Source organism: Citrobacter sp. Cpo012 (assembly GCF_030333015.1).
Lineage (GTDB): Bacteria > Pseudomonadota > Gammaproteobacteria > Enterobacterales > Enterobacteriaceae > Citrobacter > Citrobacter portucalensis.
This window is the reverse complement of record NZ_JAOWGR010000040.1, coordinates 249,037-274,016: the sequence shown is the minus strand read 5'-3', so window position 1 is coordinate 274,016 and position 24,980 is coordinate 249,037. Positions and strand designations below refer to the sequence as shown.

Annotated in this window: 23 protein-coding genes and 1 other annotated feature; of the genes, 17 read left to right on the top strand and 6 right to left on the bottom strand. The window is 53.6% G+C overall.

The window, feature by feature from the left end; all coding sequences use genetic code 11:
* Positions 1–11 precede the first annotated feature (11 nt).
* From deoA to deoD, 3 genes are all read left to right on the top strand, one after another.
* Complete coding sequence (gene deoA / locus OGX90_RS15740; protein WP_016151609.1) at positions 12–1,334, top strand: thymidine phosphorylase; 1,323 nt, start codon at positions 12–14, stop codon at positions 1,332–1,334.
* A 51-nt stretch (positions 1,335–1,385) separates the two neighbouring features.
* Positions 1,386–2,609 carry a phosphopentomutase gene (deoB, locus tag OGX90_RS15735; protein WP_003019037.1) on the top strand — a complete coding sequence of 408 codons (1,224 nt, stop codon included), beginning with the start codon at positions 1,386–1,388 and terminating at the stop codon, positions 2,607–2,609.
* A 204-nt stretch (positions 2,610–2,813) separates the two neighbouring features.
* Complete coding sequence (gene deoD, locus OGX90_RS15730) at positions 2,814–3,533, top strand: purine-nucleoside phosphorylase (RefSeq protein WP_000224864.1); 720 nt, start codon at positions 2,814–2,816, stop codon at positions 3,531–3,533.
* A gap of 150 nt (positions 3,534–3,683) precedes the next feature.
* Here the strand turns inward: deoD and lplA are convergent, their stop codons facing one another.
* Complete coding sequence (lplA, locus tag OGX90_RS15725; protein WP_234692562.1) at positions 3,684–4,700, bottom strand: lipoate--protein ligase; 1,017 nt, start codon at positions 4,698–4,700, stop codon at positions 3,684–3,686.
* Between the two features lie 37 nt (positions 4,701–4,737).
* A complete protein-coding gene (locus OGX90_RS15720) occupies positions 4,738–5,379 on the bottom strand; it encodes a YtjB family periplasmic protein (RefSeq protein WP_003829948.1) in 642 nt (213 codons plus the stop codon).
* Positions 5,380–5,494: 115 nt separating this feature from the next.
* Here OGX90_RS15720 and serB point away from each other — a divergent pair, with 115 nt between their 5' ends.
* From serB to nadR, 3 genes are all read left to right on the top strand, one after another.
* Positions 5,495–6,463 carry a phosphoserine phosphatase gene (gene serB / locus OGX90_RS15715; protein ID WP_003829946.1) on the top strand — a complete coding sequence of 323 codons (969 nt, stop codon included), beginning with the start codon at positions 5,495–5,497 and terminating at the stop codon, positions 6,461–6,463.
* 83 nt (positions 6,464–6,546) lie between these two features.
* Positions 6,547–7,929 carry a DNA repair protein RadA gene (radA, locus tag OGX90_RS15710; RefSeq protein WP_003829944.1) on the top strand — a complete coding sequence of 461 codons (1,383 nt, stop codon included), beginning with the start codon at positions 6,547–6,549 and terminating at the stop codon, positions 7,927–7,929.
* An 88-nt stretch (positions 7,930–8,017) separates the two neighbouring features.
* On the top strand, positions 8,018–9,247 hold the full coding sequence (nadR, locus tag OGX90_RS15705) for a multifunctional transcriptional regulator/nicotinamide-nucleotide adenylyltransferase/ribosylnicotinamide kinase NadR (protein WP_003829942.1): 1,230 nt from the start codon (positions 8,018–8,020) through the stop codon (positions 9,245–9,247).
* Positions 9,248–9,446: 199 nt separating this feature from the next.
* Here nadR and ettA read toward each other — a convergent pair whose 3' ends face one another.
* The gene (ettA, locus tag OGX90_RS15700; protein ID WP_032942320.1) at positions 9,447–11,114 is read right to left on the bottom strand and encodes an energy-dependent translational throttle protein EttA; all 1,668 of its coding nucleotides are present in this window, start codon (positions 11,112–11,114) and stop codon (positions 9,447–9,449) included.
* 207 nt (positions 11,115–11,321) lie between these two features.
* On the opposite strand from ettA, the gene sltY reads away from it, so the two are divergent.
* Together sltY and trpR are read left to right on the top strand one after the other, a co-directional pair.
* On the top strand, positions 11,322–13,259 hold the full coding sequence (gene sltY, locus OGX90_RS15695) for a murein transglycosylase (RefSeq protein WP_286624223.1): 1,938 nt from the start codon (positions 11,322–11,324) through the stop codon (positions 13,257–13,259).
* An 89-nt stretch (positions 13,260–13,348) separates the two neighbouring features.
* Positions 13,349–13,675 (top strand): trp operon repressor, encoded by a 327-nt coding sequence (trpR, locus tag OGX90_RS15690; protein ID WP_008786138.1) that lies wholly within the window; start codon positions 13,349–13,351, stop codon positions 13,673–13,675.
* Between the two features lie 55 nt (positions 13,676–13,730).
* Here trpR and yjjX read toward each other — a convergent pair whose 3' ends face one another.
* A complete protein-coding gene (yjjX, locus tag OGX90_RS15685; RefSeq protein WP_048214986.1) occupies positions 13,731–14,246 on the bottom strand; it encodes an inosine/xanthosine triphosphatase in 516 nt (171 codons plus the stop codon).
* Between the two features lie 71 nt (positions 14,247–14,317).
* Between yjjX and gpmB the strand changes: the two genes are divergently transcribed.
* Entirely contained in the window at positions 14,318–14,965 is a 648-nt protein-coding gene (gene gpmB, locus OGX90_RS15680; protein WP_003019006.1) for a 2,3-diphosphoglycerate-dependent phosphoglycerate mutase GpmB, read from the top strand.
* On the opposite strand, the gene robA is transcribed toward gpmB, so the two are convergent.
* On the bottom strand, positions 14,962–15,831 hold the full coding sequence (robA, locus tag OGX90_RS15675) for an MDR efflux pump AcrAB transcriptional activator RobA (RefSeq protein WP_048214985.1): 870 nt from the start codon (positions 15,829–15,831) through the stop codon (positions 14,962–14,964). The two genes, gpmB and robA, sit on opposite strands and share 4 nt — an antisense overlap.
* A 211-nt stretch (positions 15,832–16,042) precedes the next feature.
* Here robA and creA point away from each other — a divergent pair, with 211 nt between their 5' ends.
* Genes creA through creD form a run of 4 tightly spaced genes read left to right on the top strand, consistent with a single transcriptional unit; the run spans position 16,043 to position 20,061 of the window.
* Positions 16,043–16,516: a protein CreA gene (creA, locus tag OGX90_RS15670; RefSeq protein ID WP_003018998.1), complete on the top strand. Its 474-nt coding sequence runs from the start codon at positions 16,043–16,045 to the stop codon at positions 16,514–16,516.
* Positions 16,517–16,528: 12 nt separating this feature from the next.
* On the top strand, positions 16,529–17,218 hold the full coding sequence (creB, locus tag OGX90_RS15665) for a two-component system response regulator CreB (protein ID WP_008786140.1): 690 nt from the start codon (positions 16,529–16,531) through the stop codon (positions 17,216–17,218).
* Positions 17,218–18,642, top strand: coding sequence for a two-component system sensor histidine kinase CreC (gene creC / locus OGX90_RS15660; protein ID WP_234692561.1), 1,425 nt, complete (start codon positions 17,218–17,220; stop codon positions 18,640–18,642). Before creB ends, creC begins: the two co-directional genes overlap by 1 nt.
* A 57-nt stretch (positions 18,643–18,699) precedes the next feature.
* Positions 18,700–20,061 carry a cell envelope integrity protein CreD gene (gene creD, locus OGX90_RS15655; RefSeq protein WP_100271535.1) on the top strand — a complete coding sequence of 454 codons (1,362 nt, stop codon included), beginning with the start codon at positions 18,700–18,702 and terminating at the stop codon, positions 20,059–20,061.
* 60 nt (positions 20,062–20,121) lie between these two features.
* Here creD and arcA read toward each other — a convergent pair whose 3' ends face one another.
* Positions 20,122–20,838 carry a two-component system response regulator ArcA gene (gene arcA / locus OGX90_RS15650; RefSeq protein ID WP_001194359.1) on the bottom strand — a complete coding sequence of 239 codons (717 nt, stop codon included), beginning with the start codon at positions 20,836–20,838 and terminating at the stop codon, positions 20,122–20,124.
* 95 nt (positions 20,839–20,933) lie between these two features.
* On the opposite strand from arcA, the gene yjjY reads away from it, so the two are divergent.
* The 4 genes from yjjY to thrA all read left to right on the top strand — a co-directional run bounded on the left by yjjY (position 20,934) and on the right by thrA (position 24,979).
* Entirely contained in the window at positions 20,934–21,074 is a 141-nt protein-coding gene (yjjY, locus tag OGX90_RS15645; RefSeq protein WP_042998021.1) for a YjjY family protein, read from the top strand.
* A gap of 399 nt (positions 21,075–21,473) precedes the next feature.
* On the top strand, positions 21,474–22,160 hold the full coding sequence (locus OGX90_RS15640) for a tRNA/rRNA methyltransferase (protein ID WP_125362755.1): 687 nt from the start codon (positions 21,474–21,476) through the stop codon (positions 22,158–22,160).
* A gap of 206 nt (positions 22,161–22,366) precedes the next feature.
* Positions 22,367–22,493 (top strand) — a sequence feature (Thr leader region).
* Positions 22,372–22,437 carry a thr operon leader peptide gene (thrL, locus tag OGX90_RS15635; RefSeq protein WP_032337689.1) on the top strand — a complete coding sequence of 22 codons (66 nt, stop codon included), beginning with the start codon at positions 22,372–22,374 and terminating at the stop codon, positions 22,435–22,437. Its footprint overlaps the feature before it by 66 nt.
* Positions 22,494–22,516: 23 nt before the next feature.
* Positions 22,517–24,979, top strand: coding sequence for a bifunctional aspartate kinase/homoserine dehydrogenase I (gene thrA / locus OGX90_RS15630; protein WP_003829761.1), 2,463 nt, complete (start codon positions 22,517–22,519; stop codon positions 24,977–24,979).
* Position 24,980: the final 1 nt, after the last annotated feature.

The window sequence follows — 24,980 nt, the reverse complement described above, 5'->3', positions numbered from 1 at the left end:
TGGGGGTTACCGTGTTTCTCGCACAAGAAATTATTCGTAAAAAACGTGATGGTCATGCGCTGAGCGATGAAGAAATTCGTTTCTTTATCAATGGTATTCGCGACAACACCATCTCTGAAGGGCAAATCGCCGCCCTGGCGATGACCATTTTCTTCCACGATATGACAATGCCTGAGCGAGTTTCGCTGACCATGGCAATGCGTGATTCAGGAACCGTGCTGGACTGGAAAAGCCTGCAGCTGAACGGCCCGATTGTGGATAAACACTCTACCGGCGGTGTAGGTGACGTAACGTCACTGATGTTAGGCCCGATGGTCGCAGCGTGCGGCGGCTATATTCCGATGATCTCCGGGCGTGGCCTGGGGCATACCGGCGGTACGCTCGATAAACTGGAAGCGATTCCTGGATTTGACATCTTCCCGGACGACGCGCGCTTCCGTGAAATTATTAAAGACGTGGGTGTGGCGATTATTGGGCAAACCAGCTCGCTCGCACCGGCGGATAAACGTTTTTATGCCACCCGCGATATTACCGCGACGGTGGATTCCATCCCGCTGATTACCGGTTCCATTCTGGCGAAAAAACTGGCGGAAGGGCTGGATGCGCTAGTGATGGATGTGAAAGTGGGCAGCGGCGCCTTTATGCCGACCTACGAGCTTTCTGAAGCTCTTGCTGAAGCGATTGTCGGTGTGGCAAACGGTGCGGGTGTACGTACCACTGCGCTGTTAACCGATATGAACCAGGTGCTGGCCTCCAGCGCAGGTAACGCGGTCGAAGTTCGCGAAGCGGTGCAGTTCCTGACCGGTGAATACCGCAATCCACGTCTGTTAGACGTCACCATGGCGCTGTGCGTGGAAATGCTGATCTCCGGTAATCTGGCGAAAGATGACGCCGAAGCCCGTGCGAAATTGCAGGCGGTGCTGGACAACGGTAAAGCGGCAGAGATTTTTGGTCGCATGGTTGCGGCGCAAAAAGGCCCGACCGATTTCGTCGAAAATTATGCGAAGTACCTGCCGACGGCAATGCTCAGCAAAGCGGTATATGCTGATACCGAAGGCTTTGTCAGCGCGATGGATACCCGCGCGCTGGGGATGGCGGTCGTTTCCATGGGCGGCGGTCGTCGTCAGGCTTCGGACACCATTGATTACAGCGTTGGCTTTAGCGATATGGCGCGTCTGGGCGACAGCGTAGACGGACAACGCCCGCTGGCGGTGATCCACGCGAAAGACGAAGCCAGCTGGCAGGAAGCGGCGAAAGCGGTCAAAGCGGCAATTAGCCTTGACGATAAAGCGCCAGAAATTACACCGACAGTCTATCGTCGTATTACCGAATAACTGTATACTGATCTGATCGCTTTTTTGCGGCGCAGATGTATGGAGAACAAGATGAAACGTGCATTTATTATGGTGCTGGACTCCTTTGGTATTGGTGCGACTGAAGATGCGGATCGCTTTGGCGACGTAGGTTCAGACACTATGGGACACATTGCAGAAGCCTGTGCGAAAGGTGAGGCTGACAATGGTCGCAAAGGTCCACTGAATCTGCCTAACCTGACCCGTCTGGGCCTGGTGAAAGCTCACGAAGGTTCTACCGGTAAAATTGCTGCTGGTATGGACGGTAACGCGGAAGTGATTGGTGCCTACGCATGGGCGCATGAACTTTCTTCCGGGAAAGACACGCCGTCTGGCCACTGGGAAATCGCGGGTGTCCCGGTTCTGTTTGATTGGGGTTATTTCTCCGATCATGAAAACAGCTTCCCGCAGGAACTGCTGGATAAACTGGTAAAACGTGCCAACCTGCCAGGCTACCTCGGCAACTGCCACTCTTCCGGTACCGTGATCCTGGATCAGCTGGGTGAAGAGCATATGAAAACCGGCAAGCCGATTTTCTATACCTCCGCTGACTCCGTGTTCCAGATTGCCTGCCACGAAGAGACGTTTGGCCTGGATAAACTCTACGAGCTGTGCGAAATCGCACGTGAAGAGCTGACCGAAGGTGGTTACAACATCGGTCGTGTTATCGCACGTCCGTTTATCGGTGATAAAGCCGGTAACTTCCAGCGTACCGGTAACCGTCACGACCTGGCCGTTGAGCCGCCAGCACCGACCGTGCTGCAGAAACTGGTCGACGAAAAAGACGGTCACGTGGTTTCCGTCGGTAAAATTGCGGATATCTACGCTAACTGCGGCATCACCAAAAAAGTGAAAGCCACCGGTCTGGACGCGCTGTTCGACGCCACCATCAAAGAGATGAAAGAAGCAGGTGATAAGACCATCGTCTTCACCAACTTCGTTGATTTCGACTCTTCCTGGGGACATCGTCGCGATATCGCCGGTTATGCTGCGGGTCTGGAACTGTTCGACCGCCGTCTGCCTGAGCTGATGGAGCTGGTGGGTGAAGATGACATTCTGATCCTGACCGCTGACCACGGCTGCGACCCAAGCTGGACCGGCACTGACCACACCCGTGAACACATCCCGGTACTGGTCTACGGCCCGAAAGTGAAACCAGGTTCTTTAGGTCACCGTGAAACCTTCGCGGATATCGGTCAGACGCTGGCGAGCTACTTTGGTACGTCACCGATGGACTACGGTAAAAACATGCTGTAATACCCGTTGTCTTTCGCGCTGTAGATGCGTTGACTTCATTCGCTCACCCCGGTCACATAGTGAATCTATGCTCCCGGGGATTCACGAATTCGTCGCCTTCCTACAACGCGAAATCCTTAGGGTATTTCACTGTTTTGCATACGTTTTGTAGGCCTGATAAGGCGTGGCCGCCATCAGGTAATAACAACGAAATAAGGACAAAAAATGGCAACTCCACATATTAATGCAGAAATGGGTGATTTCGCTGACGTCGTATTGATGCCGGGCGACCCGCTGCGTGCAAAGCATATTGCTGAAACTTTCCTCGAAGATGTTCGTGAAGTGAACAACGTTCGCGGCATGTTAGGTTTCACCGGTACTTACAAAGGCCGTAAGATCTCCGTTATGGGTCACGGTATGGGTATCCCGTCCTGCTCCATCTACACCAAAGAGCTGATCACCGATTTCGGCGTGAAGAAAATCATTCGCGTAGGCTCCTGCGGCGCTGTGCGTATGGACGTTAAACTGCGTGACGTGGTTATCGGTATGGGCGCTTGCACCGACTCCAAAGTTAACCGTATCCGTTTTAAAGATCATGACTTCGCTGCTATTGCTGACTTCGACATGGTGCGTAACGCGGTTGATGCGGCAAAAGCACTGGGTGTAGACGCGCGCGTGGGCAACCTGTTCTCTGCTGACCTGTTCTACTCTCCGGACGGTGAAATGTTCGACGTGATGGAAAAATACGGCGTGCTGGGCGTGGAAATGGAAGCGGCGGGCATCTACGGTGTTGCTGCGGAATTTGGTGCAAAAGCGCTGACCATCTGCACCGTTTCCGACCATATCCGTACTCACGAGCAGACCACTGCCGCTGAACGTCAGACGACCTTCAACGACATGATCAAAATCGCGCTGGAATCCGTTCTGCTGGGCGATAAAGAGTAAGGGTTGTTGTGGCCCGGTGGCGCTTCGCTTACCGGGCCTACGGAAATGCCGCTATTAATGCCTGATGGCGCTTCGCTTGTCAGGCCTACAGGAGCGGTCTTGTAGGCCGGATAAGGCGCAGCCGCCATCCGGCAATTCGCCACTAATCGCTTAACGCACGGCCTTCGCCACCCACGCTGCCAGTTCACGCAGCTCGTTTTCCTGATCCGGATATTCCGTAACCAGCGCTTCGCAAGTCTGCTGTAAAACATCGGCGCGATACTGGCAGCCCTGTAGCCGCTCCGCCAGCGCTTCTAACGGCGCGGGATTGAGACTGTCGGTAAACACCTGTGTGCGCGTGATATGACCTTTTTCGACGTCGAAATGCAGCTCAACGCCACCCCAGGTGAAACGCTCGTCCAGCAGATGCGAGAAAGCAGGTGCCTGACCAAAATTCCATTCCCAACTGCTCTGGCGGGCAAAGGTTTCGGCAAAATTTGGCAGGTCCGGCGTTTTATCCGGTGAGATCACTTCCGCTTCAACGCGTTCGCCATAATGAGCAAAAAAGGCTTCCGTGATGGCCTGACAGACCTGTTCATGGGTGATGCCCGTTAACAGCTCCGTCAAATTCGCCACCCGTGAGCGGACAGAGGTGATCCCCTTTGCCGCGAGTTTCTTTTTGTCGGGATTGAGATAATTTGCCAGGCGGCTGAGATCGGCATTTAGCAGCAGCGTGCCGTGGTGGAAGCCGCGATCTTTCGTTTCCCGATAAGCAGAGCCTGAAACCTTGCGATCGCCGTCTGGCGTTTTCACAACCAGATCGTTACGCCCGGAGGCATCTGCCGTCACACCCAGAGAATTCAATGTGTTGAGGACAATCGCGGTGGAAATGGTTTTGTCGTATTCCGGTTTACCGGCCATAAAGGTAAAGCAGGTATTGCCTAAGTCATGGAACACCGCGCCGCCGCCGCTGCTACGGCGGGCGAGCCGCACGTTGTCTTCCTCCATACGGCGGGTATTACACTCTTTCCACGGATTTTGCGCCCGGCCAATCACCACCGTATCGGCGTTACGCCACAAGAACAGGACGCGCTGCGTGGCGGGCATCTGGCGAAAAATGCACTCTTCGACCGCGAGGTTAAACCACGGATCGTAAGAGTCTGAGATAAGCAGGCGTAGTGTAGTCATGGTTGATTTCCCTTCTGTTTTACAGTTTTTACTGCTTTTACTCTTTTTTCTCGTTGTCTTCTTCCTGCACCGGTTTGTTGGCGGTCAACAGGAAAGGGGATTGCTGCCAGCGGGTACGCTTGCCTTGCAATAAGGTACGGGTGAGCACGACGCCAATCGCCAGCGCCAGCAGCAGCATCAGGCGTAAGATATTGGTGGTGTTATCTACCTGCTTCGCCTCGGTGGCGAGGGTGTGGGTATCCAGCGTCAGACGCAAATAGCCCAGCGGACCATTTTTCCCCTGAATGGGTTCGACAATCTGCTGGTTAAAATAACCCCCGGCTTTTTTGCCGTCGAGCGCCAGTCGGTCACGAACGTTGACGCTCTCGCCGGTACGGGTAATCAGGTCTCCCTGTTCATCGTACACGCCAGCGTCCAGAATACGGCTACTTTCCGTCAGCTGTGTGAGTACCGCTTTGATGCGTTTTTCATCCGGCGTTTCGGTACGCATTAGCGGAGCAACATTTAGCGCCACCTGGCGGGCCAGCGTACGGGCCAGCTCTTCGAGCTGCGGATTACGCTGCTGCTGGTGACTTTGACTAAACCAGGATGCGCCCTGCATCAGGGCGACGAGCAGCGCAAGACAGAACAATACAATCACTGCACGATGAAGTCGGAATTTCAGTTTTGCACGAGCCATATTCCACCTGCTGAAAATTTGAGACTTAATGTTGCCAGAAGCGCTGGTTACAGGGTAGCCTCATGCGTTATTTTCCCCTGATGATTCCGACCCGAACGATTTTACAGGAGCTTTAATGCCTAACATAACCTGGTGCGATCTACCTGAAGATGTTTCTCTGTGGCCAGGTCTGCCTCTCTCTTTAAGTGGCGATGAAGTCATGCCGCTGGACTACCACGCGGGCCGCAGTGGCTGGCTGCTGTACGGTCGTGGGCTGGATAAACAACGTTTAACGCAATACCAGAGCAAACTGGGTGCAGCGATGGTGATTGTTGCTGCCTGGTGCGTCGAGGATTATCAGGTGATTCGCCTGGCGGGTTCGTTAACGCCGCGCGCGGCAAAACTGGCGCATGATGCCAAACTGGATGTTGCCCCGTTAGGCAAAATTCCGCATCTGCGCACACCGGGTTTACTGGTGATGGACATGGACTCAACGGCAATCCAGATCGAATGCATTGATGAAATTGCTAAACTGGCTGGAACCGGTGAGATGGTTGCGGAAGTCACGGAACGCGCAATGCGCGGCGAACTGGACTTTACCGCCAGCCTGCGTAGTCGCGTGGCGACGCTGAAGGGTGCTGATGCCAATATTCTGCACCAGGTGCGCGAAACGCTACCGCTGATGCCAGGCCTGACACAGCTGGTGTTAAAACTGGAGACGCTCGGCTGGAAAGTGGCTATTGCCTCTGGCGGCTTTACCTTCTTTGCCGATTACCTGCGTAATAAACTGCGTCTGACGGCGGCTGTGGCAAACGAGCTGGAGATCATGGACGGTAAATTTACCGGCAACGTGATCGGCGATATCGTCGATGCCCAGTACAAAGCCAATACCCTGACCCGCCTGGCACAAGAATATGAGATCCCGATGGCGCAGACGGTGGCGATCGGCGACGGTGCTAACGATCTGCCGATGATCAAAACGGCTGGGCTGGGTATTGCGTATCATGCTAAACCGAAAGTGAATGAAAAGACGGAGATTACTATCCGCCACGCTGACCTGATGGGCGTGTTCTGCATTCTCTCCGGCAGCATGAACCAGAAATGATTAAATTGCCCGATGGCAAGGTGTCCGTATGCCGGATAAGCGCCTGCGCCATCCGGCAAAAGCGTTAACGAAAGAGGTAAAACGTGGCCAAAGCTCCAAAACGCGCCTTTGTTTGTAATGAATGCGGGGCCGATTACCCGCGCTGGCAGGGGCAATGCAGCGCCTGTCAGGCCTGGAATACCATTACCGAGGTGCGCCTTGCCGCATCGCCAACGGTGGCGCGTAACGAGCGGCTCAGTGGCTATGCCGGGAATGCAGGCGTGGCAAAAGTGCAGAAGCTGTCTGACATCAGCCTTGAAGAACTACCGCGTTTTTCCACTGGATTTAAAGAGTTTGACCGCGTGCTGGGCGGTGGTGTGGTACCCGGCAGCGCTATTCTGATTGGCGGTAACCCCGGCGCGGGGAAATCAACGCTGCTGCTGCAAACGCTGTGCAAGCTTGCTGAGCAGATGAAAACTCTGTACGTCACCGGTGAAGAGTCACTGCAGCAGGTGGCGATGCGTGCGCACCGGCTCGGTTTGCCGACAGCGAATCTGAATATGCTGTCGGAAACCAGTATCGAACAAATTTGCCTGATTGCCGAAGAAGAACAGCCGAAGCTGATGGTGATCGACTCCATTCAGGTAATGCACATGGCGGATATTCAGTCTTCGCCGGGCAGCGTGGCGCAGGTGCGTGAAACGGCGGCTTACCTGACGCGCTTTGCCAAAACGCGCGGCGTGGCGATTGTCATGGTCGGCCACGTCACCAAAGACGGCTCGCTGGCCGGGCCGAAGGTGCTCGAACACTGTATTGACTGTTCGGTACTGCTCGACGGTGACGCCGATTCCCGTTTCCGTACTCTGCGTAGCCATAAAAACCGCTTTGGCGCGGTGAACGAACTGGGCGTCTTTGCTATGACCGAACAGGGCCTGCGTGAAGTCAGCAACCCTTCCGCTATCTTCTTAAGCCGTGGCGATGAGGTCACCTCCGGCAGTTCGGTGATGGTGGTCTGGGAAGGTACGCGCCCGCTGCTGGTAGAGATTCAGGCGCTGGTCGATCACTCAATGATGGCGAACCCGCGTCGCGTGGCGGTCGGTCTGGAACAGAACCGTCTGGCTATTCTGCTGGCGGTGCTGCATCGTCACGGTGGCTTGCAGATGGCGGATCAGGACGTGTTTGTTAACGTAGTCGGCGGCGTAAAAGTCACCGAAACCAGCGCCGACCTGGCGTTGCTGCTGGCAATGGTCTCCAGCCTGCGTGACAGACCGCTGCCACAGGATTTAGTGGTCTTTGGCGAAGTGGGGTTGGCGGGCGAAATCCGTCCGGTACCCAGCGGGCAGGAGCGTATTTCGGAAGCGGCGAAGCACGGCTTTCGCCGGGCGATTGTCCCTGCCGCTAACGTACCGAAAAAAGTACCGGAAGGCATGCAGGTCTTTGGCGTTAAGAAGCTTGCGGATGCGTTAAGCGTGTTTGACGACCTATAATCAAATACCCGTACATACTGATTTTGTAGGCCTGATAAGCGAAGCGCCATCAGGCAGTGTTACGCGATTTTTCCAGCAGGAGGCTCTTGTGTCATTTGAATATCTGAAAACCGCCATAAAGCAAAAGGGCTGTACCCTGCAACAGGTGGCGGATGCCAGTGGCATGACCAAGGGATACCTAAGCCAACTGCTGAATGCCAAAATCAAAAGCCCCAGCGCGCAGAAGCTGGAGGCGTTGCACCGCTTTCTCGGTCTGGAGTTTCCGCGCCAGCAGAAAAATATCGGTGTGGTATTCGGCAAGTTTTATCCGCTGCACACCGGCCATATCTATCTTATCCAGCGCGCCTGTAGTCAGGTCGATGAACTGCATATCATCATGGGTTATGACGACACGCGCGATCGCAGCCTGTTTGAAGACAGTGCCATGTCGCAACAGCCTACGGTGCCCGATCGTTTACGCTGGCTGCTGCAAACCTTTAAGTATCAGAAAAATATCCGTATTCATGCCTTCAACGAAGAAGGCATGGAGCCGTATCCGCACGGCTGGGACGTGTGGAGCAACGGGATTAAAACGTTTATGCAGGAGAAAGGGATCCAGCCTAACTGGATCTACACCTCTGAAGAATCAGATGCCCCGCAGTATCTCGAACATCTGGGGATCGAAACCGTGCTGGTGGATCCTAAGCGGACGTTCATGAGCATCAGCGGCGGGCAAATCCGTGAAAACCCGTTTCGCTACTGGGAGTACATTCCGACCGAAGTGAAGCCGTTTTTCGTGCGCACCGTGGCGATCCTCGGCGGGGAGTCGAGCGGTAAATCGACGCTGGTGAACAAGCTCGCCAATATTTTTAATACCACCAGTGCGTGGGAATACGGGCGTGATTATGTCTTCTCCCATTTGGGCGGCGATGAGATGGCGTTGCAGTATTCTGACTACGATAAAATCGCCTTAGGACAAGCGCAATACATTGATTTTGCTGTTAAGTACGCCAATAAAGTGGCGTTCATCGACACCGATTTCGTGACCACTCAGGCCTTCTGTAAAAAGTATGAAGGGCGTGAACACCCGTTTGTGCAAGCGCTTATTGACGAGTATCGCTTCGACCTGGTGATCCTGCTGGAAAACAACACCCCGTGGGTGGCGGATGGCTTACGCAGCCTTGGAAGCTCAGTTGACAGAAAAGCGTTTCAGACGCTGCTGGTCGAGATGCTGCAGGAAAACAATATCAATTTCGTGCACGTTCAGGAGCCTGACTACGACGGTCGCTTCCTGCGCTGCGTGGAGTTGGTGAAAGAGTTGATGGGCGAGCAGAGGTAGGTTTTAATGCCGGATGCGCTGCGCTTATCCGGCCTACAAGTCGCACTAACCTCATAGACAGGATGGCGCTGCGCTTATCCGGCCTACAAGTCGCACTAACCTCATAGACAGGATGGCGCTGCGCTTATTCGACCTACAAGTCGCACTAACCTCGTAGGCCGGATAAGGCGTGACGCCGCCATCCGGCGCTTAACGCTAATTACTTAGAAATACGCTTGTACTTAATACGTTTCGGCTCCAGCGCATCGGCGCCCAGCGTACGTTTCTTGTACTCTTCGTATTCGGTAAAGTTACCTTCGAAGAACTCAACCTTACCTTCATCCTGGTAATCCAGAATGTGGGTGGCGATACGGTCGAGGAACCAACGGTCGTGCGAGATAACCATCGCGCAGCCCGGGAATTCCAGCAGGGCGTTTTCCAGCGCGCGCAGGGTTTCGATATCCAGGTCGTTGGTTGGTTCATCGAGCAGCAGCATGTTGCCGCCAACCTGCAGCAGCTTCGCCAGGTGCAGACGACCACGCTCACCACCGGACAGCTCGCCGACGCGTTTGCCCTGATCCACACCTTTGAAGTTGAAGCGGCCCACGTAGGCACGGCTTGGCATCTCGGTGTTGCCGATTCGCATGATATCCAGCCCGCCGGAAACTTCTTCCCACACGGTTTTGCTGTTGTCCATGGCGTCACGGAACTGGTCAACGGAGGCCAGTTTGACGGTTTCACCCAGCGTGATGGTGCCGCTGTCAGGCTGTTCCTGACCGGACATCATACGGAACAGGGTAGATTTACCCGCGCCGTTCGGACCGATGATGCCGACAATTGCGCCTTTCGGTACGGAGAAAGTCAGATCGTCGATCAGAACGCGATCGCCGTAGGATTTACGCAGATTGGTGACTTCAACGACTTTATCGCCCAGACGTGCTCCAGGTGGAATAAACAGTTCGTTGGTTTCGTTACGTTTCTGGTATTCGGTGTTGTTCAGCTCTTCAAAGCGTGCCAGACGGGCTTTACCCTTAGACTGACGACCTTTAGCGCCCTGACGCACCCACTCCAGCTCTTTCTCAATGGATTTACGGCGAGCCGCTTCCTGAGAGGCTTCCTGGGCCAGACGCTGATCTTTCTGCTCCAGCCAGGAAGAGTAGTTACCTTCCCACGGAATACCTTCACCACGGTCCAGCTCCAGGATCCAGCCCGCAACGTTGTCGAGGAAGTAACGGTCGTGGGTAATCGCCACTACGGTGCCTTCGAAATCGTGCAGGAAGCGTTCCAGCCACGCAACGGATTCCGCATCCAGGTGGTTGGTCGGTTCGTCGAGCAGCAGCATGTCTGGTTTTTCCAGCAGCAGGCGGCACAGCGCAACGCGGCGGCGTTCACCACCGGAGAGATTCTCAATTTTAGCGTCCCAGTCCGGCAGACGCAGGGCGTCAGCGGCACGCTCAAGCTGCACGTTCAGGTTATGGCCGTCGTGCGCCTGGATAATTTCTTCAAACTTGCCCTGTTGTGCGGCCAGTTTATCGAAGTCGGCGTCCGGCTCGGCGTACTTGGCGTAAACTTCATCCAGACCTTTCAGCGCACTAACCACTTCGGCAACCGCTTCTTCAACGGATTCACGAACGGTATGTTCCGGGTTCAGTTTTGGTTCCTGCGGCAGGTAACCGATTTTAATGCCTGGCTGTGGGCGAGCTTCACCTTCGATATCGGTATCAATACCGGCCATGATGCGCAGCAGGGTAGATTTACCCGCACCGTTCAGACCGAGAACACCGATTTTGGCGCCAGGGAAGAAGCTCAGTGAGATGTTTTTAAGAATATGACGTTTCGGCGGAACGACTTTGCCGACACGATGCATGGTATAAACGAATTGAGCCACGTGGACTTCGCCTCTTTTATAGTGATGAATAGAGTTTTCAAAGGCGAAGTGTAGCCTTTTTCATTGCTCAATCCCAGCCAGCAGATCCCACTCGCAACAAAAGTAAAAAAGTGTCCGTGACGTGGCGCATTCTGCAATGTCTGGTTAGCATGAATTAATTAAGCGGCATGATGCTGCACAGACGTAACATGAGAAGAGGAAGAGCTTGTGGACAAAGCCAATCAATTTACCTGGCGCCTGCTGGCAGCCAGCGTATGTCTGCTGACGGTCAGTCAGGTGGCGCGAGCCGACTCCCTGGATGAGCAGCGCAATCGCTATGCGCAAATTAAGCAGGCCTGGGATAACCGACAGATGGATGTCGTAGAGCAGATGATGCCCGGCCTGAAGAACTATCCTCTGTATCCCTATCTGGAATATCGTCAGATCACTGACGACCTGATGAATCAGCCGACCATTACCGTCACCAATTTTGTGCGCGCCAACCCGACGCTGCCCCCGGCGCGTACTCTGCAATCGCGTTTTGTGAATGAACTGGCGCGCCGCGAAGACTGGCGTGGACTGCTGGCGTTTAGCCCGGAAAAACCGGGTACCACGGAAGCGCAATGTAACTATTACTTCGCGAAATGGAGTACCGGGCAAACCGAAGAAGCCTGGCAGGGCGCGAAAGAGCTGTGGTTGACCGGGAAAAGTCAGCCGAATGCCTGTGACAAATTATTTGGCGTATGGCGCGCCTCAGGCACTCAGGATCCGCTGGCGTATCTGGAGCGTATTCGTCTGGCGATGAAAGCCGGGAATACCGGTCTGGTGACGGCGCTGGCCGGACAGATGCCCGCACAATACCAAACCATTGCCTCTGCGATCATCTCGCTGGCCAACGATCCGAATTCGGTGATGACTTTTGCTCGCACCACTGGTGCCACGGATTTCATCCGACAGATGGCGGCGGTCGCCTTTGCCAGCGTGGCGCGTCAGGATGTGGAAAACGCCCGCCTGATGATCCCGTCCCTGGTACAGGCGCAACAGCTTAATGACGAGCAAACCCAAGAGCTACGCGATATTGTTGCCTGGCGTCTGATGGGCAATGACGTCACCGACGAGCAGGCCAAATGGCGTGATGATGCGATTATGCGCTCCAATTCCACCTCGCTTGTGGAGCGCCGCGTGCGCATGGCGCTGGGAACCGGCGATCGTCGTGGCCTGAATACCTGGCTGGCGCGTCTGCCAATGGAAGCAAAAGAAAAAGACGAGTGGCGCTACTGGCAGGCTGATCTGCTGCTGGAGCGCGGACGTGATGCGGAAGCCAAAGAGATCCTGCACCAGCTCATGCAGCAGCGTGGTTTCTATCCGATGGTGGCGGCACAGCGCCTGGGCGAAGAGTACGAGCTGAAAGTGGATAAAGCGCCAGCGAACGTTGATTCTGCGCTGACTCAGGGGCCAGAAATGGCACGTGTACGCGAGCTAATGTACTGGAACATGGATAATACCGCGCGCAGTGAATGGGCGAATCTGGTTACCAGCCGTACCAAGTCCGAGCAGGCTCAGTTGGCGCGTTACGCGTTCAACAATCACTGGTGGGATCTGAGCGTTCAGGCGACGATCGCCGGTAAGCTGTGGGATCATCTGGAAGAGCGCTTCCCATTGGCCTATAAAGATCTGTTTACCCGTTACACCAGCGGCAAGGATATTCAGCCAAGTTATGCGATGGCGATAGCGCGTCAGGAAAGCGCCTGGAACCCGAAAGTGAAATCACCGGTCGGCGCCAGCGGGCTGATGCAGATTATGCCGGGCACGGCGACGCATACGGTGAAAATGTTCTCGATTCCAGGTTACAGCAGTCCGAGCCAGCTACTGGATCCTGATACCAACATCAACATTGGTACCAGCTATTTGCAGTACGTATATCAGCAATTCGGCAATAACCGCATCTTTGCGTCGGCAGCCTATAACGCCGGTCCGGGACGCGTTCGCACCTGGCTTGGCAATAGCGCTGGCCGCATTGATGCTGTGGCGTTTGTCGAAAGTATTCCATTCTCAGAGACGCGTGGTTACGTGAAGAATGTGCTGGCTTATGATGCGTACTATCGCTATTTCCTCGGCGATAAACCGGAGTTGATGAGCGACGCAGAATGGCAACGTCGTTACTGATCGTGTCGATTGTGTTATGCTATCGTACTCGTTAAAGAGTACAAAAGGGGGAAGCAAGCACGCTTCCCCCGCAACGATGGCGATATCTTATGACTCAGCAATCACCCTATTCAGCAGAGATGGCAGAACAACGTCACCAGGAGTGGTTACGTTTTGTCGATCTGCTTAAACACGCCTACGAACAAGATTTACACCTGCCACTGCTCAATTTGATGTTAACGCCGGATGAGCGTGAAGCGTTGGGCACGCGTGTGCGTATCATTGAAGAGCTGCTGCGCGGCGAGATGAGTCAGCGTGAGCTTAAAAACGAGCTCGGGGCGGGAATTGCCACTATTACGCGGGGGTCGAACAGCCTCAAATCCGCACCGGTGGATTTGCGTCAGTGGCTGGAGCAGGTGTTGCTCGGGAAACATTGATCCGCCGGATGCGGCTTTGCCTTATCCGGCCTACGATTGAACATCCGGCACAATGCTATAAATACACCGCGTTATGAAACGGGCTGAGCGCCAGAATCACCGCCTGGTGATAGACGCTTGAGCGCGTCAGCTTGCCCGCGGTAAAAACGCCGATTGCGCCTTCTTTACGGCCAATCTCATCAATACCTGTATAGTCCGACATCACCGGGCCGAGTGCTTCACCTTTACGGACTCTGTCGAGAATGACAGTAGGCAATGGCAGCGTGGCTGAACGAGCTTCACCGCGCTGAACGCCGTTATCAATCACCACCCAACTAAAGGTGGCGTCATCGTCAATTCCTGCTTCAATGGCGACCCAGAAATCAGCCTGCGGGTGCAGGCGGCGAGCGTTATCAACGCGATTTCGTGCGCCAGTGCGCGTTTCCTGGTTTCCGAAAGGTTGTTCCGGCACGCCACTCTCGACGGCGACGGGTTCAATATGGCAGGATCCTTCCCCGAAAATCTCTTCAAATGCCCGCAGAATTGCCTGAATTTTGGCAGGATTGGTGGTCGCAGAGATAACCTTGTGCATAATTAAGCTCAGTTTGAAAATTCATCGCAGAGTCTACTCAAAGTATGACGAGTATATAACGGAAAAAAAGCATGTTACAGGTATACCTTGTTCGCCATGGCGAAACGCAGTGGAACGCCGAGCGACGTATTCAAGGCCAGTCAGACAGCCCACTAACCGCTAAAGGTGAACAACAAGCCATGCAGGTGGGAGAACGCGCCCGCTCGTTTGGTATTACGCATGTCATCAGTAGCGATCTTGGTCGTACACGACGCACCGCAGAAATCATCGCCCAGGCCTGCGGCTGTGATATCACCTATGATTCTCGTCTGCGTGAGCTGAATATGGGGGTGCTGGAAAAACGTCACATCGATACGCTGACGCCAGAGGAAGAGGGCTGGCGTCGCCAGTTGGTGAACGGCACGGTGGATGGTCGTATTCCGGAAGGGGAATCGATGCAGGAGCTGAGCGATCGCGTCAATGCGGCGCTGGCATCCTGTCTGGAGCTGCCGCCGGGAAGTCGTCCACTGCTGGTCAGCCACGGTATCGCGCTGGGTTGCCTGGTGAGCACAATTCTGGGATTACCGGCATGGGCTGAACGTCGCTTGCGTCTGCGCAACTGTTCTATTTCTCGCGTTGATTACCAGGAAAGCTTATGGCTGGCGCCGGGATGGGTGGTTGAAACGGCAGGGGACATCTCACATCTGGACGCCCCTGCGTTGGATGAACTACAGCGCTAGCGGCGAATCGGAATCAGGAATTCGCAGCGCAGGTTGATCGGGCGATCTCCCGCTTTGGCATCTTCTGCCGGGTAGTATCGCTCGATATCCTGTCCTTTACGGCGCGTCAGGTTCAGCATCGGCATGCATGTGCCGTAAACCGTCAGGATAAACTCTTGCACGCCGGTTCCCAGCCCTTCGTAGGTAAACATCACGTACTCGCCACCCTGTAACAGGATAGGCTGCGCCGACGGCACATAGCCATTGGCCTGTTCCGGCGTCAGTGCTGTGGTGTAAAACACTTCCTGTTCGTCGTCTTTTTCAATGCTCGGACGCGTTTCGTTAAGCCCGTACAGCACTGGCGGGATCGCCGGAGCCTGAGCAAGGAAGTCGCGCCAGAACTGAATACGCATTTCATGACGGAAATCTGAAATCTGTTCCAGCGAGCAGGAATAGCTTTGCGTGGTGCCGAGCAGTTGCGTATCTTCCAGCGTAACGAACTCGTGCGCAGGCATCGCAAATTCACCCAGTCGCATTGGCGGGCGAATACCAAACGCACTCCATTCCGGTGAACGGCGATACAGCGCTGGTGTCTGTGAAAATTGTTTCTTGAATGCGCGAGTAAAAGTTTGTTGAGAGTCGAAGCGATATTGCAGCGCAATATCCAAAATTGGACGCGCAGTCAGGCGCAGCGCCACTGCGGATTTCGATAAACGACGGGCGCGGATATAGGCGCCAATAGCATGGCCCGTCACGTCCTTAAACATTCTCTGCAGGTGCCACTTGGAATAGCCCGCTTTTGCCGCCACATTGTCAAGCGACAAAGGCTGATCCAGATGACCTTCCAGCCAGATTAATAGGTCGCGAATAATGCCAGCCTGATCCATAAAATATCCTCATCCTTTCAACAACGAGTACCTGACGTCAGGTATGAGGATAATAGCATTTTTTGCTGTTTTAGCATTCAGTGTTTTTTTTGCTCATAAGTGCTTTTTTCGGACATACGAAAGCGTGATTATTGTAATCCTGTGATCTGTATACATTTTATCTTAGAATGTTTAATAATTACGCAGAACAACTTTTAAGAATGGTAACAATATGAAATATAAGAGCTTAGTCATTTCCTCAATTCTGCTGATGTTGGCGCAGGTCGCCCATGCGGAGCAGATTGGATCTGTCGATACGGTGTTCAAAATGTTTGGGCCGGATCATAAAATTGTGGTCGAAGCGTTTGACGATCCGGATGTTACCAATGTGACCTGCTACGTGAGTCGTGCGAAGACCGGCGGCATCAAAGGTGGACTGGGGCTGGCGGAAGATACCTCCGATGCCGCCATCTCTTGCCAGCAGGTTGGGCCGGTAGAACTGAGCGACAGAATCAAGAACGGTAAAGCTCAGGGCGAAGTGGTATTTAAGAAACGTACCTCGCTGGTGTTTAAATCTTTACAGGTTGTGCGTTTTTACGATGCGAAACGTAATGCGCTGGCCTATCTGGCCTATTCAGATAAAGTGGTCGATGGATCGCCCAAAAATGCCATCAGTGCGGTACCCATCATGCCGTGGCGGCAATAACAAGGAAGCACAATGCAACAGCCGTTGATCTGGTTGGTTGAGGATGAGCAGGGAATCGCTGATACGCTTATCTACATGCTGCAACAGGAAGGGTTTAGCGTAGAGGCGTTTGAGCGCGGATTTCCCGTGCTGGAGAAATCTCGCCAGCAATGTCCTGATGCCATCATTCTGGATGTCGGGCTACCGGATATCAGCGGTTTTGAACTGTGCCGACGTTTACTGGAACGCCACCCGGCGTTGCCGATCCTCTTTCTGACCGCGCGCAGCGATGAAGTGGATCGCCTGTTGGGGCTGGAAATTGGCGCAGATGACTATGTTGCCAAGCCTTTCTCGCCGCGCGAGGTGTGCGCTCGTGTGCGTACGCTGTTGCGGCGGGTGCAAAAATTCTCCACGCCTTCATCGATGACACGCTGTGGGGATTTTGAACTTAATGAGCTGGCCGCGCAGATTACCTGGTTCAGCATACCGTTGAACCTGACGCGTTATGAATTCCTGCTGCTGAAAACATTGCTGATGTCGCCGGGACGTATTTACTCTCGCCAGCAACTGATGGATTTAGTCTGGGCAGACGCACAGGATACCTTTGACAGAACGGTTGATACTCACATCAAAACGCTGCGCGCCAAGCTGCGGGCTATCAATCCGGAGCTTTCCCCCATCAATACACATCGCGGTATGGGATACAGCCTGAGGAATTGCTGATGCGCATTGGCATGCGTTTGCTGCTCGGCTATTTTCTGATTGTCGCGGTCGCCGCCTGGTTTGTTCTGTCGATCTTTGTGCAGGAAATTAAGCCAGGCGTTCGTCGGGCGACCGAAGGTACTCTAATTGATACCGCCACGCTGCTGGCTGCACTGGCGCGTGATGACGTGCTCTCTGACTCACCGGCTAACGGCAAGCTGGCGCAGGCATTTGCGCAGCTGCATAACCGCCCATTTAACGCCAACATCAGCGGCATTAACAAAGTGCGTAATGAATACCATGTCTATATGACGGACGCGCAGGGCAAGGTGTTGTTTGATTCAGCTAACCAGGCCGTCGGTCAGGACTACTCCCGCTGGAACGATGTGTGGTTAACGCTGCGTGGGCAGTATGGCGCCCGAAGCACGCCGCAAAACCCGAACGATCCGGAAAGCTCGGTGATGTACGTTGCCGCGCCGATCGTAGACGGTGGGCGTATTATCGGCGTGCTCAGTGTCGGCAAACCAAATGCGGCGATGGCACCGGTGATTAAACGCAGTGAACGGCGAATGCTGTGGGCCAGCGCCGTATTGCTGGGCATTGCCCTGGTGATTGGCTTCGGGATGGTATGGTGGATAAACCGATCCATTGCCCGACTGGCGCGTTATGCCGACTCCGTTACCGAGAATCGCCCCGTCCCACTGCCTGATTTAGGCAGCAGCGAGTTACGCAAACTGGCGCAGGCGCTGGAAAGTATGCGTCTGAAGCTCGAAGGCAAGAACTACATTGAGCAGTATGTCTACGCGTTAACGCATGAGCTGAAAAGTCCGCTGGCGGCCATTCGTGGCGCGGCAGAGATATTGCGCGAAGGCCCGCCGCCAAACGTGGTAACGCGTTTTACCGATAATATTCTGACGCAAAATGCGCGTATGCAGGCGCTGGTCGAAACTTTGCTGCGCCAGGCGCGACTGGAGAATCGACAGGATATTACGTTGACGGCAGTGGAAGTAGATACGCTTTTTGCTCAGCTCAAAGAGGCGCGTAGCGTGCAGCTGGCGGCAAAAAACATTACGCTGACCATTCTGCCTTCATCGCTTAGCGTCGCTGCCGATCCCGCGTTACTGGAGCAGGCATTGGGGAACTTGCTCGACAACGCTATCGACTTCACGCCACAGGGCGGGACGATTACGTTGAGCGCGCATCAGCAGGAGGAGCTGGTCACATTGCAGGTTACCGACAGCGGTAGCGGGATCCCTGATTTTGCGTTGCCGCGTATTTTTGAGCGCTTCTACTCGCTGCCCCGCGAGAATGGACACAAGAGCAGCGGTTTGGGGCTGGCGTTTGTCAGTGAAGTTGCACGACTGCATGAAGGTACGGTGACATTATCTAACCGACCAGAGGGCGGTGCACAGGCCTCGTTTACGCTTCACCGTCACTTCACATAACTTCAAATTCTCCGCACATAGCTGTTCTACCTTGCTGATATTGCAAAGGAGAACGCTATGTTTAAATCACCCCTGTTTTGGAAAATCGTCACCTTAGGCGGCGCCATATTACTGCTGTTAATTCCACTGACCATGGTCAGGCAGATAATCGTTGAGCGATCGGATTATCGTGATGAAGTCGAAGATGCTATTCGTCAGAGCACCAGCGGGCCGCAAAAGATGGTCGGGCCGCTGATTGCCGTCCCGGTGACGGAACTGTATATCGAGCTGGAAGGCGACAAACAGATCCAGCGTAAGCGCAGCTATATCCATTTCTGGCTGCCGGAGTCGTTGGTGGTTGAGGGGAATCAGAACGTTGAAGCGCGTAAAATAGGTATTTACGAAGGCCAGGTCTGGCACAATGACCTCTCGGTGAAGGCCGAGTTTAACGCTGAACGCTTGCGTGATTTAAACCATCCCAACGTCAGCGTCGGCAAACCGTTTATCGTGGTTGGCGTGGGGGATGCGCGCGGGATCGGCGTGGTGCAAGCGCTGCAGGTCAATGGGGAATCGCTGGCCGTTGAGCCAGGGACGGGGCTGGATGGAGGAGCTCAAGGGATCCACATTCCGCTACCTGACGCGAGCTGGGCAGAGCAAAACCTGAGCATGGTGCTGTCGTTGAATTTGAGCGGAACCGGAGATTTCTCCGTTGTTCCGGTTGGCCGTAACAGTGAAATGACTTTAACCAGCAACTGGCCGCATCCCAATTTTCTGGGGGATTTCCTCCCGGCGAAGCGCGAAATAAGCGAGTCAGGATTTAAGGCCCAGTGGCAAAGCAGCTGGTTCGCGAATAACCTCGGCGAACGCTTTGATGGCGAAAAGATTGGCTGGAAGGGAATGCCTGCATTTAGCGTTGCCGTCGCCACGCCAGCGGATCAGTATCAGTTAACGGACAGGGCTACCAAGTATGCCATCCTGCTGATTGTACTGACCTTTATGTCTTTCTTCGTGCTTGAAAGTATGACCAGCCTGCGTCTGCACCCGATGCAGTATCTGCTGGTGGGGCTATCGCTGGTGATGTTTTATCTGCTGCTGCTGGCATTGTCTGAGCACATTGGGTTTACGGCGGCGTGGATTACGGCAAGCCTGGTAGGCGCGTTAATGAACGGGGTGTATCTGCAGGCGATATTACAGAGTTGGCGGAACAGTATTTTATTCACCGTGGCGCTGCTGGGGTTGGATGGGGTGATGTGGGTGCTGCTACGTTCACAGGACAGCTCTTTACTGCTGGGAACCGGCGTGCTGTTGGTCGCGTTGTGTGGCGTGATGTTCCTGACGCGTCATCTTGACTGGCACTCGCTGGCACAGCCAAAACCAAAGCCGACAGAAATTCCGGAGCCTCTGCCTGCGCAGAGTGACGAGTTTCGCTTATGGAAATAGGGCGGTGGGGAAATGAAAAACGGCGCATAATGCGCCGTTTTTTTACCTGTAAGGATTGAATTAATCCTGCAGGTCGCCGCAGAAACGGTAGCCTTCACCGTGAATGGTGGCGATGATTTCTGGCGTATCCGGCGTAGATTCGAAATGTTTACGAATGCGGCGGATAGTCACGTCAACGGTACGGTCATGCGGCTTCAGTTCGCGACCGGTCATTTTTTTCAGCAGTTCTGCGCGAGACTGGATTTTGCCCGGATTCTCACAGAAGTGAAGCATTGCACGGAATTCGCTGCGTGGCAGTTTATACTGCTCGCCGTCAGGACCAATCAGAGAGCGGCTGTTGATGTCCAGCTCCCAGCCGTTGAACTTGTAGCTTTCGACGCTACGGCGTTCTTCGCTGACAGTACCCAGGTTCATGGTACGGGACAGCAGGTTACGAGCACGGATAGTCAGTTCGCGCGGGTTAAACGGCTTGGTGATGTAATCGTCTGCGCCGATTTCGAGGCCGAGAATTTTATCGACTTCGTTATCACGGCCCGTCAGGAACATCAGCGCAACGTTAGCTTGTTCGCGAAGTTCGCGCGCTAACAGGAGGCCATTTTTCCCAGGCAGATTGATATCCATAATCACAAGGTTGATGTCATATTCAGAGAGAATCTGATGCATTTCCGCGCCATCTGTCGCTTCGAATACATCATAGCCTTCTGCTTCGAAAATGCTTTTCAACGTGTTGCGTGTTACTAACTCGTCTTCAACGATAAGAATGTGCGGGGTCTGCATGTTTGCTACCTAAATTGCCAACTAAATCGAAACAGGAAGTACAAAAGTCCCTGACCTGCCTGATGCATGCCGTAAATTAACATGATCGGCGTAACATGACTAAAGTACGTAATTGCGTTCTTGATGCACTTTCCATCAACGTCAACAACATCATTAGCTTGGTCGTGGGTAGTTTCCCTCTGGACCCGACAGTGTCAAAAACGGCTGTCATCCTAACCATTTTAACAGCAACATAACAGGCTAAGACATGCCGGACACCCAATAAAACTACGCTTCGTTGACATATATCAAGTTCAATTGTAGCACGTTAACAGTTTGATGAAATCAACGTATCCAAATGTTTGCTTTCATCACAAAATTGCAATATTACAACTAGTTGCACGAGCTAATTAATAAATGTAATGAATCCAACCAATGCGATCCATTTTAAAATAAATTATCATGGATAAACAGAGGGATATACAACTTTTGTTAACATAAAAAGCAATAGTACAGTTTGGAAATAGTTTAGCATTTTTTACCGGATGCGAAATCCTTTTTCAGTGACTTCTGTTAAAAAAATGTAAATTCGCGCTGCGTAATATGTTGACGTGCGTCACATTATTACTTGCAGACTGACCAAAAAGAGTATCGAAATGCGTTTAACAATTATTCTGGTTGCCCCTGCCAGAGCGGAAAATATTGGTGCGGCTGCCCGTGCGATGAAGACCATGGGATTCACTCAATTACGTATCGTTGACAGCGAGGCGCACCTGGAACCCGCCACGCGATGGGTCGCGCATGGATCTGGCGACATTATTGATAATATTAACGTTTTTCCAACGTTAGCCGATGCGCTTCACGACGTTGATTTTACCGTTGCGACCACCGCGCGTAGCCGGGCGAAGTTCCATTATTACGCCACCCCGGTCGAACTGGTTCCCCTGTTACAGGAGAAATCCACGTGGATGGAACATGCAGCGCTGGTGTTTGGTCGTGAAGATTCGGGGCTGACCAATGAAGAATTAGCGCTGGCAGATGTACTCACTGGTGTACCGATGGTCGCTGACTATCCTTCACTCAATTTGGGGCAGGCGGTGATGGTGTATTGCTATCAATTAGCAGGTTTAATACAACAACCGGCCAAAAACGTTGAGGTGACGGATGAACTTCAGCTGCAGGCATTGCGCGCACGCGTTTTGCGTTTATTAGCCACGCTGAACGTTTCTGACGACATCAAGCTGACGGACTGGTTGCAACAGCGAATGGGTCTGTTGGGGCAGCGAGACACGGCAATGTTGCACCGTTTTTTACATGATATTGAAAAAAACGTCACAAAATAAAATGTCGAACAATTTTTGTTGTGTAGTGTTTTGTTCTTGGTTCAAGTGGGCTCGACATGCTGTATTGGTTGAAAGTAAAAGGGCAAGCAGTCGCTCATGAACAAGTTTCGGAATGTGATCAATTTAAAAATTTATTGACTTAGGTCAGCAGATACTTTAACCCTAAAAGAATACAGGACAGATAATAAATAATTACAGAGCACACAACATCATGAAACGCATCAGCATCACCATTACTACAACCATCACCATTACCACAGGTAACGGTGCGGGCTGACGCGTACAGGAAACACAAGAAAAAGCCCGCACCTAAACAGTGCGGGCTTTTTTTTCGACCAAAGGCAATGAGGTAAACCATGCGAGTGTTGAAGTTCGGCGGTACATCAGTGGCAAATGCAGAGCGCTTTCTGCGGGTTGCCGATATTCTGGAAAGCAATGCCAGACAGGGGCAGGTCGCGACCGTTCTCTCTGCCCCCGCAAAAATTACCAACCATCTGGTGGCAATGATTGAGAAGACCATCGGTGGTCAGGATGCTTTAGCTAATATCAGCGACGCCGAACGCATTTTCTCCGAGCTGCTGGTGGGTCTTGCCGCCGAGCAACCAGGTTTTCCGCTGGCGCAGCTCAAAGCCTTTGTTGAACAAGAATTTGCTCAGATTAAGCACGTCCTGCACGGCATCAGCCTGCTGGGACAGTGCCCGGACAGCATCAATGCCGCGCTTATCTGCCGTGGTGAAAAAATGTCGATTGCTATCATGGCCGGCCTGCTGGAAGCACGCGGGCATAACGTAACGGTCATCGACCCGGTGGAGAAATTGCTGGCTGTCGGCCATTACCTCGAATCTACCGTTGATATCGCCGAATCTACGCGCCGCATCGCCGCCAGCCGTATTCCTGCGGATCACATGATTCTGATGGCAGGGTTTACCGCCGGAAATGAAAAAGGTGAGTTAGTGGTGTTGGGACGTAATGGCTCTGACTACTCTGCCGCCGTACTGGCCGCCTGTTTGCGTGCCGATTGTTGTGAAATCTGGACCGATGTCGACGGCGTATATACTTGCGATCCGCGTCAGGTACCCGATGCCCGACTACTTAAGTCGATGTCTTATCAGGAAGCGATGGAGCTTTCTTACTTCGGCGCCAAAGTGCTGCATCCGCGCACCATTACCCCTATTGCCCAGTTCCAGATCCCGTGCCTGATTAAAAATACCGGCAATCCGCAAGCGCCCGGTACGCTGATCGGTGCCAGCAGTGATGACGATGATTTGCCGGTAAAAGGTATTTCTAACCTCAATAACATGGCGATGTTTAGCGTTTCCGGCCCTGGAATGAAAGGCATGGTGGGCATGGCGGCGCGCGTTTTTGCCGCCATGTCGCGTGCGGGCATCTCGGTGGTGCTGATCACCCAATCCTCTTCTGAATACAGCATCAGCTTCTGCGTCCCGCAGGGCGACTGCGCGCGTGCGCAACGCGCCATGCAGGATGAATTCTACCTCGAGCTGAAAGAAGGCCTGCTGGAGCCGTTGGCGGTGACTGAGCGTCTGGCCATCATCTCTGTTGTTGGCGATGGTATGCGCACCCTGCGCGGCATCTCGGCGAAGTTCTTTGCCGCGCTGGCTCGGGCGAACATCAATATTGTAGCGATCGCCCAGGGCTCGTCTGAGCGTTCTATTTCAGTGGTGGTGAATAACGATGACGCGACCACCGGCGTGCGCGTGACCCATCAGATGCTGTTCAACACCGACCAGGTGATTGAAGTGTTTGTGATTGGCGTAGGTGGCGTGGGCGGTGCACTGCTGGAGCAGCTTAAACGTCAGCAAACCTGGCTCAAAAAGAAGCATATCGATCTGCGTGTGTGCGGCGTGGCGAACTCGAAGGCTCTGCTGACCAACGTCCACGGTCTGAATCTGGAAAACTGGCAGTCGGAGCTGGAGAGCGCGAAAGAGCCTTTCAACCTTGGGCGCTTAATTCGTCTGGTGAAAGAATACCATCTGCTCAATCCGGTGATTGTCGACTGTACGTCAAGCCAGGCGGTAGCAGACCAATATGCCGACTTCTTGCGTGAAGGCTTCCACGTGGTTACACCGAACAAAAAGGCCAACACGTCGTCGATGGATTACTATCATCAGTTGCGTTTTGCCGCCGCGAAGTCTCGTCGTAAATTCCTGTACGACACCAACGTGGGCGCGGGCTTGCCGGTTATTGAAAACCTGCAAAATCTGCTCAGCGCAGGTGATGAACTGCAACGTTTTTCAGGCATCCTTTCTGGCTCACTGTCGTTTATTTTCGGCAAGCTGGATGAAGGCATGAGCTTCTCGCAGGCCACCACCCTGGCGCGTGAGATGGGCTATACCGAACCCGATCCACGTGACGATCTTTCCGGTACGGACGTGGCGCGTAAGCTGTTGATCCTGGCCCGTGAAACCGGTCGTGAGCTGGAGCTTTCTGACATTGTCATTGAGCCGGTCCTGCCAAAAGAGTTTGATGACTCCGGTGATGTTTCCGCGTTTATGGCGAAATTGTCGCAGCTGGATGACGTCTTTGCCGCGCGTGTGGCGAAAGCCCGTGATGAGGGAAAAGTATTGCGCTATGTTGGCAATATCGAAGAGGACGGCGTTTGTCGCGTGAAAATTGATGCAGTAGACGGCAACGATCCGCTGTTTAAAGTGAAAAACGGTGAAAACGCGCTGGCGTTCTATAGCCACTACTATCAGCCGTTACCGTTGGTTCTGCGCGGATATGGCGCGGGTAACGATGTGACGGCAGCGGGCGTCTTTGCCGACCTGCTACGCACCCTTTCATGGAAGTTAGGAGTCTGAC